The sequence below is a fragment of the Mucilaginibacter jinjuensis genome (assembly GCF_028596025.1).
GTDB lineage: Bacteria > Bacteroidota > Bacteroidia > Sphingobacteriales > Sphingobacteriaceae > Mucilaginibacter > Mucilaginibacter jinjuensis.
Map to the genome: position 1 here is coordinate 5534768 of NZ_CP117167.1, position 15210 is coordinate 5549977.

The window sequence follows — 15210 nt, forward strand, 5'->3', positions numbered from 1 at the left end:
ATGGAAAGTAACAAAACATTCACAATGATTAAACCCGATGCCGTTGCTAACGGACATATCGGAGGTATATTAGATCAGATCATCAAAGCCGGATTCAGTATAAAAGCCATGAAATTAACTTCACTTAGCGCTGAAAAAGCAGGTGAATTTTATGCAGTGCACAAAGAGCGCCCTTTTTATGGCGACCTGGTTAAATTTATGTCGAGCGGACCAATTGTAGCTGCTATCTTAGAAAAAGATAACGCTGTTGAAGAGTTCCGTAAGCTGATTGGTGCAACTGACCCTAAAAAAGCAGAAGAAGGTACAATCCGTAACCGTTTTGCAGAGTCAATCGAAGCAAACGCAGTACACGGTTCTGACTCAGACGAGAATGCAGCTATTGAAGGCAGCTTCTTCTTTTCGGCTTTCGAAAGAGTTTAACTTTAATTTCTTTATAAGAAATATAAATAACGAATAGCGAAAAACTATTCGTTATTTTTGTATGTTGTAGTTTTTAAAAAATGTTATTGGTAGCTTTACATTAATCGGCAAATAAAGTATATTTATAAGCTGATAACCAACTGATAAAGCCCCTATTAACTAATAATAACCTCCAAAAAGTACTACAATGAATAATCTTAAATTAATACTAAGATATCTCCTCTATATAGTTTCGATCCCGTTGATCGTTATGGGGAGTTTCGATTTGTTCGTAAATCACCCTGAGGTGCAGTTGGCGTTTTGGGTACCGGGTTTGGTACTTATCGCTTACTCTTTTATCCGCGATGATTTATACCAACGCCTGCGTTTGGTTAAAGGAAGATAATATCCTCAACCAGATCTGAGCCCGACCGTTCATTGATGTTCGCAACAATTTGCGTACGAACCAACATCAATTCATTCTTAATAACCGAAGATTCTAATCTCAAAAAGAGCTTTTTATCCCTGATGAAAAGCTCTTTTGTTCTGTTAGCTACAGACTTGCCCACCAGCTCGGGCCAAAGCGCAGCAATACCGGTTTCATCAAACTTGCGTTTTATCTTGTACACCTGCATCATTTGCTCAATGGCATCTTTCAGGGTTTTATCGTTAGTCTTGCGCATCTGCTTCTCCTCCGGTTACTTTAAATAATTTATAATTTACATCAATGCCGTTAAGCACCCCTGCCACGCGCTGCTCGCTGGTATCGGTAATAAAAACCTGCCCAAAGTTATGGTCTGATACCATTTGCATCAACTTGGTAACACGTAATTCATCAAGCTTATCAAAAATATCATCCAGCAACAACAGCGGCTTAAATCCTTTTTGCTGATACAGAAAAGTATACTGTGCCAGTTTCAACGCAATTAAAAAAGATTTCTGCTGCCCCTGCGATCCAAACTTTTTCATTGGCATGCCGTGAATACTAAACAACAGATCATCCCGATGGATGCCTGCATTGGTGCGTTGCAGTACCCGGTCGCGATCTGCATACTTTAATAGCAGGTTAGCCAAGCTATCTTGTAATAATTGCGATTCGTAGATCAGCTCTACCTGCTCGGCTTCGCCACTTATAAAACGGTAATGCTCGTTAAATATAGGTGTAAACACATCCATAAAAGCCTTACGCTTTTCGAAGATGCGCGTGCCGAGTACAACCAACTGCTCATCGAAAACTTCGAGCAGGCTGATATCAAACCGGCCACTTTCATTCATCCGTTTTAAAACGGCATTACGGTTTACCAGCAGCTTATTATAGGCAATCAGTTCATCAAGATACTGGTTATCGGTTTGCGAAATCACATTATCTACAAAACGGCGGCGCTCCTCGCTTCCTTCTATAATAATGGATACATCATACGGCGAAACCATCACCAGCGGAAAAAGTCCGATATGATCGGCCAGGCGCTGGTAATCTTTCTTATTACGCTTAAACTGTTTTTTCTGGTTGCGCTTTACCGAGCAGGCTACGGTATCCGGGTGTTCGCCTTTAATAAAGGTGCCGTTTACGATGAAAAAATCGGTGCCTTGTTTAATCTGTTGGGTATCTATCGGATTAAAATAACTCTTGCAGAGCGACAGGTAATGAATGGCATCCAGCAAATTGGTTTTACCTGCGCCGTTATTGCCCGTAAAAGCATTTACACCGGGGCTAAGCTCGAGCCTGGCTTCGGCATAATTTTTAAAGTTGATAACAGATAATTGCTGCAGGTACATAATAAGGTTTCAAAGTTAGCAATTAGCCGTAGGGTTTTAGGCAATGTGAAGATTTTATAGTGAGGGGGAAAGCATTTATTGGAGAATGTAGCATTATATGCAATCTCACCTTTAAATTATTTGCTACCTTCTTTCAAAACGCAGCAGCCAATTGGTATATTTGATAAACTATTGATTTACTGCATAATGAACAAGCAGCCGCGTAAAGTTAAAATTACAAATATTAAAGGAAATGTTATTATATCCTCAAATCAAAGCGGCGGAACAACAGCGCATGATATTTCAACACATAATGATCACCCAGTCAAGTCAAAATCATCATTTACAGAATGGCGCATTTGGTGGATAATAGGACTCATTTCTTCTGTACTTACTATACTTGGATTCTTTGGTTATCAATACAAAAACAACAAAATTGAAGCCCCTTTGAAGCCAAATAATAAATCAATAATAATTTCGTCTCTTAACGATACTACTAAAAAACAACCATCGAGACCTGTATCAACTCATAAATCGTCACCGATGTTCAAGAAAATCAAGCCAACCATAGACTCCTCCATTAACGTTAACCATGTTACAGGCGATGTTGTTATATCGAAAAATCAATCTGGTGGCATTACAGCACATACTGTAATTGTACCAGAAGACAAAGAAATACCACTTGAAAATAATTTCTCTGTTATAGACACAACTTTTCGGGGATTTCCTGCATTGAAAATAAATCCATTGCACGGTAGTTGGGGACGAGTTTTCATTTCCTATCCCGACGAAGATGACCCCACAACTAAAATTGGCTTAAATAGTTCAAGCGGTGTAATAATGGGCGAAAAGTGGTCATCAGGAAGTCTTAGACTTAAAGATGGACAAATAATTAAAATGGTAGTTAGAAGTGTGGCCGGCCCATGCACTCCACAACAATCATTCTATATTACTTATCATAATAAGCTACCAAAGGTTATAACTTTTGGCGATTTAGACGACAAGACAAAACAATATTCGGTCGCGTTTTAATTAACAAATGCAATAATACGCTAAGCTTTTAATACAGTCAGCTTCTTGTTTGCATTGTTATCGATTTTATAATTATATTATTTATTGGAGTTAGGTTAGCACTTCTAAAGCGAAAAATTCAATTTTATTCACAAACGCCTTTATACAACTATCTTTTTCCACCTTAAAAACAATATTATACTGCTTTCTGCGTGCATTAGCAAACTAAGTATAACTATTTAACTTAAAAGCTATTGTATAAAAATTATAAAAACGTATTTTTGCACTCCTAATTTTAAAATAAAAATGTCGAATACTCAGGTGAATACTAAGGTAGAGAACCAAACAAAAGATGCTGGGCAAACCGGAAAGTTTGTGCGCGAGAACCAAAAAAGCCTAACATTTATTCTTTCAGCCATTGTTGCATTGGTTGTAATTTATTTTGTTTATCAGAATGTATACCTGCGTCCACGCGAAACACAAGCTGCTGACCAAATGCACGTAGCGCAAGAAAACTGGGCGAAAAAAGACTGGGATAAAGCTATTAAAGGCGATGCCGGTTACCCTGGGTTCGAAAAAATTGTTGCTGATTACAGCAATACCAAAGCTGCTAACTTAGCTTACTACTACCTTGGTATTGCTTACCTTAACAAAGGCGAGTACCAAAAAGCAATTGACAACTTAAGCAACTACCGTGGCGACGATAGCATGGTTGCTGCCGAAGCTCTGGGTGGTACCGGTGATGCTTATGTGGAGTTAAAAGACCTTGACAAAGCAGCAAGCTATTTCAAAAAAGCTGCTGATAAAGCCAATAACAAATTTTTATCGCCTATATACTTAAAGAAACTTGGTTTAGTGTACGAAGAGCAAAAGAACAACTCTGATGCTGCTGATACTTACAAAAAAATCAAATCTGATTATAGCGAAAGCCCTGAAGCACAGAACATCGACGAGTATATTGCTCGTGCCGAAGCAAAAAAATAATGGCTACACAACTCAAGAACCTATCAGATTTTTCTGACACCACAGTCCCTTCGGCTGCTCCGTACCGCTTTGGTATTGTAACAGCCGAATGGAATGCGGCCATCACCAGCGCCCTTTACGAAGGTGCATACCAGAGCCTGATAAATCATGGTGCCGAACCTGATCATATTTACACCTACGCCGTACCCGGCAGTTTCGAATTAATTTCGGGAGCAGATATTTTATTAAAAAATATCGTTAACTTAGATGCAGTAATTTGCCTTGGTTGTGTAATACAAGGTGAAACAAGGCACTTTGACTTTATTTGCAATGCTGTAGCCAATGGTTTAAGCAATGTTGGTTTAAAATATAACAAGCCCGTAATTTTTGGGGTGCTTACTACCGATAACCAGCAACAAGCTGTTGACCGCTCTGGCGGCAAACACGGCAATAAAGGTGATGAAGGTGCTATAACAGCTATTAAAATGGCTGATTTGGCAAATAGTTTTAAACTCTAATAACACTCTTATATAAACAACATGAAAAAGTTGATTTACTTAGCGCTGGTTACTGTGGCTTTAGGTTGCGTGTTTACATCTTGCTCAAACAAGTTGTGCCCTGCTTACGGTTCTTACCATTCTAAAAAATAACCCCAAGGTATAAGTTAATCAATGAGCACTTTAACTAAGCGTCTCGATTCTTGGCTCTTGTCTCTTGCTTCTCCCTACTCTTTTTACCATCTTTTTACAATCCAACCAAACAATTTCGCTGTTTTGCAAGTACTTTTGCATAATAGTTAATACGCAGATTTATTATGAAATGGATACCGTTGGAGAGTGCTGAACAGATAAGTGAGATAAAGCAGCACGAAGGTTACAGCATTATTTTTAAGCATAGCACCCGTTGCTCTATCAGCATGATGGCCCGCAGAAAGTTCGAGATGGACTGGGACCAGATGCCAGACAGTATCCCGCTTTATTTCTTAGATCTGATTAAATTCCGCGAAATCTCAGGCAAGGTGGCTACAGATTTCCAGGTTCACCACGAATCACCGCAGTTATTGCTAATCAAAGAAGGCGAATGCATTTTAGACCAGTCGCACGGCGGCATTTCGGTTGAAGAAGCATTGGTAATGGTTCAATAAGTATACCACATCAAGATATTTGAAAAGCCTGTAAATAATATTTACGGGCTTTTTTGCTTTTATATTATAAATTCAGCGCATTAAATTAGGGCATCGATCATGTTCAATAAAAACAACTACGTTTTAAAAACCCCCAGAACCATTTCAGGGATAAGCCAAATTCTGGATAACAACACATTGGACAGGGAAACACTGAGAAGGGAAAAAACGAACAAACTGTTTATTGGGAAAGTTGGCTCAGATTCTTTCTACATCATATCATCCTCACCCATTGGCATAAGCTGTGCCATCAGTGGTATTATTACAAGTGCCGACGACGCATCAACAGAAATCCGGATTGAAACCAAACTACCTAAAGCATTTATTGTGTTGTTTGTTGTTTGGTCGATATTTACAAGCGGCGCTTTTGTATATGCTATAATTTCGCAAGGCAGGCCGGCTTTGAGTATGATTATCTCTTTTGTTATCATGATCGTTCTATTCCGCCTGCTCTTATCTGTTATGTATAGCCGGTCGAGAGATGCGGCTATTAAAATGATAGAACGGCTGCTTGCCTAACACCAGTGTTATTATCATCCAATTGCAAGCATTACATTTAGTCGTGATGTAATAGCACTTCAGGATATACTTTGCATTAATTCTTTTAATTACTTTTGTGTAATGATTGATTTACCCGTAATACCAGCCAACCAGGTTCAACGTAAGCCAGATTGGCTAAGAGTGAAGTTACCGGTTGGAAAAGAATACGCTCATGTACGCAGTTTGGTTGATACACACAAGCTGCACACCATCTGCGAGAGTGGTAATTGCCCTAATATGGGCGAGTGCTGGGGAGCCGGTACGGCTACCTTTATGATACTGGGTAATATTTGTACCCGTTCATGTTCGTTTTGCGCGGTGGCAACCGGCAGGCCCTTGGCTGTTGATACAGACGAGCCTAACCGCGTAGCTAATTCAGTAAAATTGATGCAGGTTAAACATTGCGTAATTACATCTGTTGACCGTGACGATTTAAAAGATGGCGGCTCTATCATCTGGGCAGAAACCATCAATGCCATCCGTCGCGAAAGCCCTGAGACTACATTAGAAACTTTATTGCCCGATTTTAGAGGCAACTGGGATAACCTTAAGCGTGTTACCGATGTAAGGCCAGAGGTTGTATCGCATAACCTGGAAACCGTGCGCCGCTTAACCCGCGAAGTACGTATCCAGGCTAAATACGATCGTAGTTTAGAGTGCCTGAGCCATATTTCGGCAGCAGGTTTACGCACCAAGTCTGGCATTATGCTGGGCCTTGGCGAAACAGAAGAAGATGTATTTGAAGCTATGGACGACTTGTTAAAAGCAGGCGTACATATATTAACATTAGGACAATACTTACAACCAACCCGCAACCACCACCCGGTTGTTGATTGGATACACCCTGATCAGTTTAAACGTTACAAAGAAATAGGTGAAGAAAAAGGATTTAAGTATGTAGAAAGCGGGCCGCTGGTTCGTTCATCTTATCATGCAGAAAAACATTTGTTTGAAATCTGAGAAATCCTTATTACATTCACATCATTGAGCCGAAGAACTAAAATATCATTAACTGAAGAGGAGCTTATAAATGCATTACGCCACCGTGAAAAAATGGCGGCCGAAGCATTATACGATATGTACTCTGCTTCATTATATGGTGTTATCGTAAGAATCGTAATTGATACTGCCGTTGCCGAAGACGTTTTGCAGGAAAGTTTTGTCAAAATTTGGCAATCCTTTTCCAGCTATAGCGCCGAAAAAGGCCGTCTGTTTACCTGGATGGTCAATATTGCCCGTAATCTATCTATAGACAAGATCCGCTCCAAAGACTTTAAGAACCAAACGAAAAACCAGGAACTTGAAAATAACGTAACTTTTATAGACGAGCAAAAAAACACGGTTTACAAACCTGAGTTGCTCGGTATAAGGGATTTAGTGCAAAAGCTGAAGCCTGAACAAAAGTCGATTCTTGACCTGGTGTATTTTAAAGGTTATACCCATGTGGAAGCCGCCGATGAACTTGGCGTGCCCTTGGGGACTATTAAAACACGATTAAGAATGGCTATTCAGCAGTTAAGAAAAAGTTTTAATTAAAGTGGAAGACGTAAAAGCATATATGGAATCGGGGATACTTGAGCTATACGTTCTGGGCGATGTAAACCAGGATGAGAAGCACCAGGTTGAAGCAATGGCTTTGCAACATCCGGTTATTAAAGCTGAGCTGGAGTCGATCGAAAAATCGATGGAGTTATATGCGGAAATATATGCTATAGAACCTTCAGAAGATATCCGAGGCCAGGTGCTCAACTCTTTAATAACCAACCTGGGCGACGATAGAAGTTTTAAACCAAGCCATTCATCAAACCAAAGAGCAAAAGTGGTGGAATTATCGCAGCAAAAATCTGTTAACTTTTTTAAATATGCTTTTGCGGCATGTTTAACATTATTAATATTGAGTATTGCAACGCTGTTTGCGGTATACAACAAGTTAAAAAGCGCGAACGGCCAGTTGGTAACCATGCAACTGCAAACCCAAAAGTTTAGCAATAAGGTTAACCTGATGGATCATCAGCTGGATATATTCCGCGATCCATCGTTCAAGATCATCAAACTGGATGGTACAGCTAAAACACCTAACGCTAAGTTGGCTGTTGCCTGGAGCCCTGCTAAACAAAAAGTAATGATTGATCTGGGCCGTATGAGGCTGCCAGCCAATGACGATCAGCACAGTTACCAATTATGGGCATTGGTTGATGGTAAACCGGTTGACCTGGGTGTATTCAACGCTGCAGATGATAGTACAGGATTACTCGAAATGAAATCGATAGCCCGTGCACAAGCATTCGCAGTAACACTTGAGCAACGTGGCGGTGTTCCGTCACCAACAATGGCTAACTTGGTACTGGTTGGTAAAACAGAATAGATAATACAAAAACAACATAGAGGAAAAACGCCTGGAGGTAAAACTTCAGGCGTTTTTTGTTGAGATCTAATTTGATTAGCCCCTCCAGATACAGTCGCCCGGCTCTTGCCGAGTGACGACCTGTTATTAGGCCTCTGGCCTATCTTAATCGATAACTTATTGAATTACGGCCCGAGGCCGTTTGATAATCGTCACTCGGCAAGAGCCGAGCGACCGCAATTAACTAAGCGATTAATGAACAGGCAAGTGCCCGAGATTGGGATCGGAAGCATACATAACTATGACAATAATCACATAACTTTAGTCATTTTACGCAGAATTTATCATTTATTAACCTCTGATTATCAGCACAAACAGCAATATTTCGCCCTAAAACAAGCCTTTGGAGGTAAAATGTCGCAAAAACAGGTAATTAAAAAACGCCCCATACTGCACATATAGGCATGTTTTTATGCGCACAAAGACTACTTAGAAGATAGTTTTAATATTTTTAATTTTTTCTGTAACTATTTATTAAGTTGTGACATCTTATAGATAGTATTTGTTCTTTATGGTCAGTTAGTTAGACGAGCGGTTGATAATACTAAAACCGCTTCTTTTTAAACCATAAGTGCAGCCATACTCACAGGTACCTGAGCCGCTACTTTATCTGGTAGCACCACCCATAATTTCCCAGGCAAAGCCAAGTCATCACCTGCTTTTCCGTGCAGATATACGCCGGCCAAACAGGCCTCCAACGGCGAATATTTCTGAGCCAGCAAAGCCGTAATAATTCCTGTTAACACATCGCCCATGCCACCGCTTGCCATTGCCGCATTACTGGTTGAGTTGAAATATAGCTTTTCATCAGGCGAAGCAATAATGGTATAGTCGTTTTTCAATACAATGTGTATTTGAAGCTCCTTTGCTTTCTGCATTGCAGTCTGCAGGCGTTGCCACCAGTTTTTATGCTCGCCAAACAAACGATCAAACTCTTTCATGTGCGGGGTAAGTACGCTCCCTTTAGGTAAACATGCCCACAATTGCTTATGCGTTGCAAGTAAGTTCAGTGCATCGGCATCAATTACAACCGGCTTTGTATAATTAGTCAATATATCAGTAAGCAGGGCAAGGGCATTATCATCTTTACCTAAACCCGGGCCAATACCCATGGTGCTAAACTTTGTCCAATCTATCGTTGGCTGTAAATCACCTTCGCGCACAATGGCCATAATTTCGGGCATATAGCTATTTAAAGCAACCAGGCCGCTTTGTGGGATGCAAGCTGTAACCAAACCCGCCCCTGCCTGCACACAGGCCGATGAACATAACAACGCCGCCCCCATCGTTTCGGGTTGCCCCGCCACAATCAACGCGTGCCCATAAGTGCCTTTATTACTAAAACGTTCACGGGGCCTCAGGATCTTTTTAATATCAGATTCTTCCAGGTATTGATAAGGTGAGTTAAGCTGCTGTGTAAAATTTCGGTCGATGCCAATATCAACCGCAACCCAATTTTTGATGGCGTGCTTAGAATCGGGTAGTAAAAAATTAATTTTTGGTTGTTGAAACGTAATTGCCAAGTCAGCCTTAATTACAATGGCATCGGGATTTATCTCACCTTCGCTATAAAAACCAGTGGGTACATCAACGACAACTACAGTCTTATGCCAGTTATTGATTTGCTGAACCAGTTGTGCGTACTCGCCGGCTAATGGTTTATTAAGCCCATTACCCAGCAAAGCATCGATGATAATGTCGGCAGGTTCGGTTTTTAATTCTGCGACGCTTGTAAAATTGGTTATAGGGATGCGCGTTTGTGATAACCTCTGCAGGTTGCTTTTAAAATCATCCGAAAATTTATTTGCAAACCGGGCAATCTTAACATCAACCTTTTCAAAACCATAATCGGTTAGCAAGCGGGCAATAGCCAATCCGTCGCCACCATTATTACCTGTACCGCAATAGATGGCGATTGATTTTTCTGTATCGCCATAACGTGCTGTAAAAGCCTGTTCAAAAGCTTTGGCTGCACGTTCCATCAAATCGACCGATGAGATCGGTTCGTGAGCAATAGTATAGGTATCTGCGTCGTGGATTTGCTGGGCGTTGAGTAGAGGTTGCATAATTCTTAAAAGTAAGAATTATGGAATTTTGTTTGATAATGCTATCGTCCTAATTACAGGAAGGTAACAATATCTAAAAAATCTTTTGCTGTAATAACTTTTATCCTGGGGAATGGCAAATTTTTGATGATATTAAAGTGGGCATCATTGGTTACTAAATAATCGGCATTAGCAGCTACAGCGACATCAAAAAATTTGTTATCATCCGGGTCGGCTTCAATAGCACCCCATTTATAAAAGATATTCTGAACGATTACATCGGGAGATTCGATAAAAATTTCTTTTACATAATCAGAAATGCCCGGGGCAGAATGTTGAATAAGAATTTCTTCATATTCATGAATAATATCCTCAGAGATAATGAGTTGGTATTGCCCTTCAATAAAGGTGTTCCAAATAGGTCTGTATTGACTTTTTCGTCCTATCGCAACCAATAGAACATTTGAATCCAATACAACCTTCATTATTTATTATTAGAACTACGGAAGTGACCCTTACTTAATTGATCGTAAGTATGCTCATCAATATTATTCTCCTGCTCCCATTGATCAAGTGTTTCATCCATATTTTTGGCAAGCAGTTTTACTGCAAGCCTACGAATTTGAGTAAAGTCCTCATCTGATAAAGGATTTTTGAACAAACGCAACATCATTACCTGTTGTTCATTTAATGATTCCATAAGTGCTTCATTACCCTTCATATATCAAATTTAAACATTACTAATTACAAAACGACAAGAGAGGCCAATTAGTTTGCTAAGCTATTTCTTCGCCTTATGCACCTCTGACACCGCAGCCTTCGGTAATTTATAAACCATCCCCCATTGCTGTGCATAATACTCAAGAGGCTCTAAACCCATTGAGGCGCGGCGGATATCTACGTTAGGTTCATCTTCAATCGGCCTGAAATAATACTTGCCGGTTTTGGTATCCTGTGCCAGCTGGCTTCCATAAAGTTGTTTCTTACCAGCTTCCAGGGCAACACGATCTTCCATTAGTGCAAGGTCTGATGCTTCGGCACGGCCTTCTTTTACTGCATCGCGCATCATGGGCAGGTATTTTACACGAGTATCTTTATCAGCATGCTGTATCACCAAATACAAAGTCATGTTACCAACAGGGCCAACCGCATCTGCACCAAGCCAGCCATAATTATCTAATATGGCTTTAACTTTTATCAGGTTAACAGAATCCTTATCCGCCATCACTTTCCACAACGCATCCATTTCTTTTGAACTACTGCCATATTTCTTCTGAACCGAGTCTATCTGCAACCGATAGAATTGATCGTCGTAATGGATAGTGTCCAAATCTTTTACCAAAGGCATATTGTATCCGGCTTCGGCTACTATCCGGTTCCCGCTTACCCGCTGTAATAGCGGCAGCCATCGCTTATCGTTAAAAAGCGACATCAGGTCCCTTTCCTGGAAAAGCTGTTTACTATTGCTATAGTCTAATTTCTTCACCAGGTAATCCAAGCTTGCAAAAGCGCTATCCGGTACATTAGCTGCTGCCCATGAACAGGCCGCATCATATCGGTCGTTAGCTGTGCCTTTGCCTTTGGCAACTTTAAAGGCACTGGCATAAGCCATACCCGATGCCTGGTAATTTTTAGCCTGGTATAAAGAATCGCCTTTGTGGATATATCTAAAATATTGCACCGGCAGCCCCTGCGCTTTGGCTGTAAATGATAACGCTAAAAAGCTTACACAAGCGATAATAAGTTTTGTACAATTGGGTCTCATAGTCTATAAAAAAATAAAGGTATTAGATTTATAAATCTAATACCTTTTAACTAAACAGTTAGTTACTATTTGAAAATATTTTATTCTTTTATTAGCCACGGCCAGAGGCCACGAAATAGTCGTCACTCGGCAAGAGCCGAGCGACTGCATGATACACTTGGCTCTTGTTTCTGACCTCTAAACTCAGAGCTTCATTTCTTTCTTCAAAAACTTACCTGTAAAGCTTTCTTTCACCTTGCACAAACCTTCTGGTGTGCCTGAGTACAAGATAGTACCACCGCCAGATCCGCCTTCTGGGCCAAGATCAATCACGTGGTCAACCACTTTAATTACATCGAGATTGTGCTCAATAACCAGCACGGTATTGCCTTTATCAACCAGTTGCTGCAATACGCCAAGCAGTACGTTAATATCTTCGAAATGCAAACCGGTTGTTGGTTCATCGAGGATATAAAAGGTATTACCGGTATCTTTTTTAGATAGCTCAGTAGCCAGTTTTACACGCTGTGCCTCACCACCCGAGAGGGTTAATGACGATTGCCCTAATGTAATATAGCCCAAACCCACATCGTTCAATGTTTTAACCTTGCGGTAGATAGATGGGATGTGCTCGAAGAAAGTGGTAGCATCCTCAATACTCATATCCAGCACATCACTGATTGATTTACCACGGTAACGCACCTCCAGCGTTTCGCGGTTGTAGCGTTTACCACCGCACTCTTCGCAAGGTACATGTACATCAGGCAAAAAGTTCATTTCTATCAGCTTCATACCTGCACCCTGGCAAGTTTCGCACCTTCCGCCTTTTACATTGAATGAGAAACGACCGGGTTTATACCCGCGGATCTTAGACTCTGGCAATGCCACATACAGATTACGGATATCTGAGAATACACCTGTATACGTAGCCGGGTTTGAACGTGGTGTACGACCGATAGGTGTTTGATCGATCTCGATTACCTTGTCAATATCCTCTAGCCCTTCAATCTTTTTGTAAGGCAGCGGATGTTTTTTAGCACGGAAGAAATGGTGGTTTAATACCGGGTATAAAGTTTCGGTAATTAAGCTTGATTTACCGCTTCCCGATACGCCGGTTACACCAATCAGTTTACCTAATGGAAAATTAACCGATACGTTCTTTAAATTATGCCCGGTTGCATTTTTAAGCGACAAGGTTTTGCCATTGCCTTCCCTGCGTTTTTTAGGGATGGCTATTTCACGCTCTCCGTTTAAGTATTGGGTGGTAAGCGTGTGGGTATTCATCAACTCGGCAGGTGTGCCTTCGGCAACAATCTGCCCGCCGTGTACACCGGCTGCCGGGCCCATGTCAATTACATAGTCGGCCTCGAGTATCATGTCCTTATCGTGTTCAACAACTAATACGGTGTTGCCAAGGTCGCGCAGGTTTTTGAGTGCGTTTATTAAACGGTCGTTGTCGCGCTGGTGCAGGCCGATGCTTGGCTCATCCAGAATGTACATTACATTCATCAGCTGCGAACCGATTTGCGTAGCTAAACGGATCCGCTGTGCTTCACCGCCTGATAAAGTACGTGCAGTACGATCGAGCGTTAAGTAACTTAAACCCACATCGAGCAAGAAACCGATACGTGAACGGATCTCTTTCAGAATTTCTTTACCGATGATATTCTGGCGATCACTGAACCTATCTTCCAAACCTACAAACCATTGTTGCAGGGTGGTAATGTCCATCGTAGCCAGTTCGAAAATATTTTTATTATCGACTTTAAAGTGCAGCGACTCTTTCTTCAACCTTGCACCTTCGCAAACCGGGCAGGTTTTAAGCACCCGGTAAGCCTCCATATCGTCAGAAATTTCTTCGCTCCGTTTTTCCTGCTGCTCTTCGAGCATGCGGATAATACCATCGAAGGTAACCTGGTAGCTTTGTACATTCCATTTGTTGTACTCAACAGCCACAGTAATAATTTCGTGCGAACCATTGAGGATGATATCCAGTTTTTCACGCGGAATCTTCTCAATCGGCACAGATAACGAGAACTCGTATTTCTTGGCCAGAGCTTTCAGCACCTGGAAAATCCAGGTTTCTTTGTACTCGCCTATCGGAGCCAAACCGCCATTAATGATGCTTAGTTTGGGATTAGGGATTACCGAATTTTCATCTACCTCGAAGATATAACCCAAACCATCACATTTTTCGCAAGCACCATAAGGTGAGTTGAAAGAGAATGTATTAGGCTGAGGCTCATCGTAAGAAATACCCGAAACCGGGTCCATCAAATACTTACTGAAGTAAGATACATTACCATCTTTATCGCTTACGCGGATAATACCTTTAGCCGTTTTTAAGGCTGACTGGATGGAAGTATATAAACGTTTGCTATCCTTATCGGTAACCACTAATCGATCAACCACAATATCAATATCGTGGATCTTGTAGCGGTCTACCTGCATTTTGGGTTCAACATCTATAATAGCGCCATCAACCCAAACCTTCAGGAAACCCTGCTTCCGGATCTGCTCAAACAACTCGCGGTAATGCCCTTTACGACCTTTAACCACCGGTGCAAGTATATTAACTGGCTGCCCATCGAATCGTGTCAGGATAGTATTATAAATCTGGTCTTCAGACATACGTTCCATCTTCTCGCCCGTTACATACGAATAAGCTTCGCCGGCACGTGCAAAAAGCAAACGCATAAAATCATAGATCTCGGTAATAGTACCCACAGTTGAGCGTGGGTTTTTACTGGTGGTTTTTTGCTCAATAGCAATAACCGGGCTCAGGCCAGATACCTTGTCTACATCAGGCCGCTCCATACCGCCCATAAACTGGCGCGAGTAGGCCGAAAATGTTTCCATATAACGGCGCTGCCCTTCGGCATAAATGGTATCAAATGCCAGCGATGACTTGCCGCTGCCGCTCAACCCGGTTATAACAACCAGCTTATTGCGCGGAAAGGAAACATCTATATTTTTAAGGTTGTGTACCCGGGCTCCAAAAACTTCAACTGCACTTTGCTCACCCAGATCTACCGTATTTTCATTCATAAGTTTATGTCAGGAAACATTAGTAACCCTGCCTTTACAACTTGGTTTTTACCCTTGCTGTAAATGGCAGAAAAAGAGGCACAAATATACAAAAAAAAGGTGGCCTTGCAGTTGTGCA

The 15210-nt window shown here is 41.2% G+C and carries 17 protein-coding genes; 10 read left to right on the plus strand and 7 right to left on the minus strand.

Annotated elements, in window-relative coordinates; all coding sequences use genetic code 11:
* Positions 1-420, plus strand: coding sequence for a nucleoside-diphosphate kinase (locus tag PQO05_RS23950; RefSeq protein WP_273629979.1), 420 nt, complete (start codon positions 1-3; stop codon positions 418-420).
* A 187-nt stretch (positions 421-607) separates the two neighbouring features.
* A complete protein-coding gene (locus PQO05_RS23955; protein WP_273629980.1) occupies positions 608-805 on the plus strand; it encodes a hypothetical protein in 198 nt (65 codons plus the stop codon).
* On the opposite strand, the gene PQO05_RS23960 is transcribed toward PQO05_RS23955, so the two are convergent.
* Both PQO05_RS23960 and recF read right to left on the minus strand, forming a co-directional pair.
* Complete coding sequence (locus PQO05_RS23960) at positions 792-1082, minus strand: DciA family protein (protein ID WP_273629981.1); 291 nt, start codon at positions 1080-1082, stop codon at positions 792-794. The genes PQO05_RS23955 and PQO05_RS23960 overlap by 14 nt on opposite strands.
* A complete protein-coding gene (recF, locus tag PQO05_RS23965; RefSeq protein WP_273629982.1) occupies positions 1069-2175 on the minus strand; it encodes a DNA replication/repair protein RecF in 1107 nt (368 codons plus the stop codon). Before recF ends, PQO05_RS23960 begins: the two co-directional genes overlap by 14 nt.
* Before the next feature lie 186 nt (positions 2176-2361).
* On the opposite strand from recF, the gene PQO05_RS23970 reads away from it, so the two are divergent.
* From PQO05_RS23970 to PQO05_RS24005, 8 genes are all read left to right on the plus strand, one after another.
* Complete coding sequence (locus tag PQO05_RS23970) at positions 2362-3186, plus strand: hypothetical protein (protein ID WP_273629983.1); 825 nt, start codon at positions 2362-2364, stop codon at positions 3184-3186.
* A 285-nt stretch (positions 3187-3471) separates the two neighbouring features.
* Complete coding sequence (locus tag PQO05_RS23975) at positions 3472-4149, plus strand: tetratricopeptide repeat protein (RefSeq protein WP_273629984.1); 678 nt, start codon at positions 3472-3474, stop codon at positions 4147-4149.
* A complete protein-coding gene (gene ribH, locus PQO05_RS23980; RefSeq protein ID WP_273629985.1) occupies positions 4149-4646 on the plus strand; it encodes a 6,7-dimethyl-8-ribityllumazine synthase in 498 nt (165 codons plus the stop codon). The genes PQO05_RS23975 and ribH overlap by 1 nt, the downstream gene beginning before the upstream one ends.
* A gap of 296 nt (positions 4647-4942) precedes the next feature.
* Positions 4943-5272, plus strand: coding sequence for a bacillithiol system redox-active protein YtxJ (ytxJ, locus tag PQO05_RS23985; protein WP_273629986.1), 330 nt, complete (start codon positions 4943-4945; stop codon positions 5270-5272).
* Positions 5273-5371: 99 nt separating this feature from the next.
* Positions 5372-5830 (plus strand): hypothetical protein, encoded by a 459-nt coding sequence (locus PQO05_RS23990; protein WP_273629987.1) that lies wholly within the window; start codon positions 5372-5374, stop codon positions 5828-5830.
* Between the two features lie 102 nt (positions 5831-5932).
* Positions 5933-6811 carry a lipoyl synthase gene (gene lipA / locus PQO05_RS23995; protein ID WP_273629988.1) on the plus strand — a complete coding sequence of 293 codons (879 nt, stop codon included), beginning with the start codon at positions 5933-5935 and terminating at the stop codon, positions 6809-6811.
* Between the two features lie 93 nt (positions 6812-6904).
* On the plus strand, positions 6905-7387 hold the full coding sequence (locus PQO05_RS24000; protein ID WP_337942000.1) for an RNA polymerase sigma factor: 483 nt from the start codon (positions 6905-6907) through the stop codon (positions 7385-7387).
* Between the two features lies 1 nt (position 7388).
* Positions 7389-8216, plus strand: coding sequence for an anti-sigma factor (locus PQO05_RS24005; RefSeq protein WP_273629990.1), 828 nt, complete (start codon positions 7389-7391; stop codon positions 8214-8216).
* A gap of 599 nt (positions 8217-8815) precedes the next feature.
* Here the strand turns inward: PQO05_RS24005 and PQO05_RS24010 are convergent.
* From PQO05_RS24010 to uvrA, 5 genes are all read right to left on the minus strand, one after another.
* Positions 8816-10321: an NAD(P)H-hydrate dehydratase gene (locus tag PQO05_RS24010; RefSeq protein ID WP_273629991.1), complete on the minus strand. Its 1506-nt coding sequence runs from the start codon at positions 10319-10321 to the stop codon at positions 8816-8818.
* A 53-nt stretch (positions 10322-10374) separates the two neighbouring features.
* Positions 10375-10785, minus strand: a complete 411-nt coding sequence (locus PQO05_RS24015) for a putative toxin-antitoxin system toxin component, PIN family (protein WP_273629992.1) — start codon at positions 10783-10785, stop codon at positions 10375-10377.
* Complete coding sequence (locus PQO05_RS24020) at positions 10785-11021, minus strand: hypothetical protein (RefSeq protein ID WP_273629993.1); 237 nt, start codon at positions 11019-11021, stop codon at positions 10785-10787. Before PQO05_RS24020 ends, PQO05_RS24015 begins: the two co-directional genes overlap by 1 nt.
* Positions 11022-11081: 60 nt before the next feature.
* The gene (locus PQO05_RS24025) at positions 11082-12065 is read right to left on the minus strand and encodes a DUF6624 domain-containing protein (RefSeq protein WP_273629995.1); all 984 of its coding nucleotides are present in this window, start codon (positions 12063-12065) and stop codon (positions 11082-11084) included.
* A gap of 183 nt (positions 12066-12248) precedes the next feature.
* Entirely contained in the window at positions 12249-15092 is a 2844-nt protein-coding gene (gene uvrA, locus PQO05_RS24030) for an excinuclease ABC subunit UvrA (protein WP_273629996.1), read from the minus strand.
* Between the last annotated feature and the right edge of the window lie 118 nt (positions 15093-15210).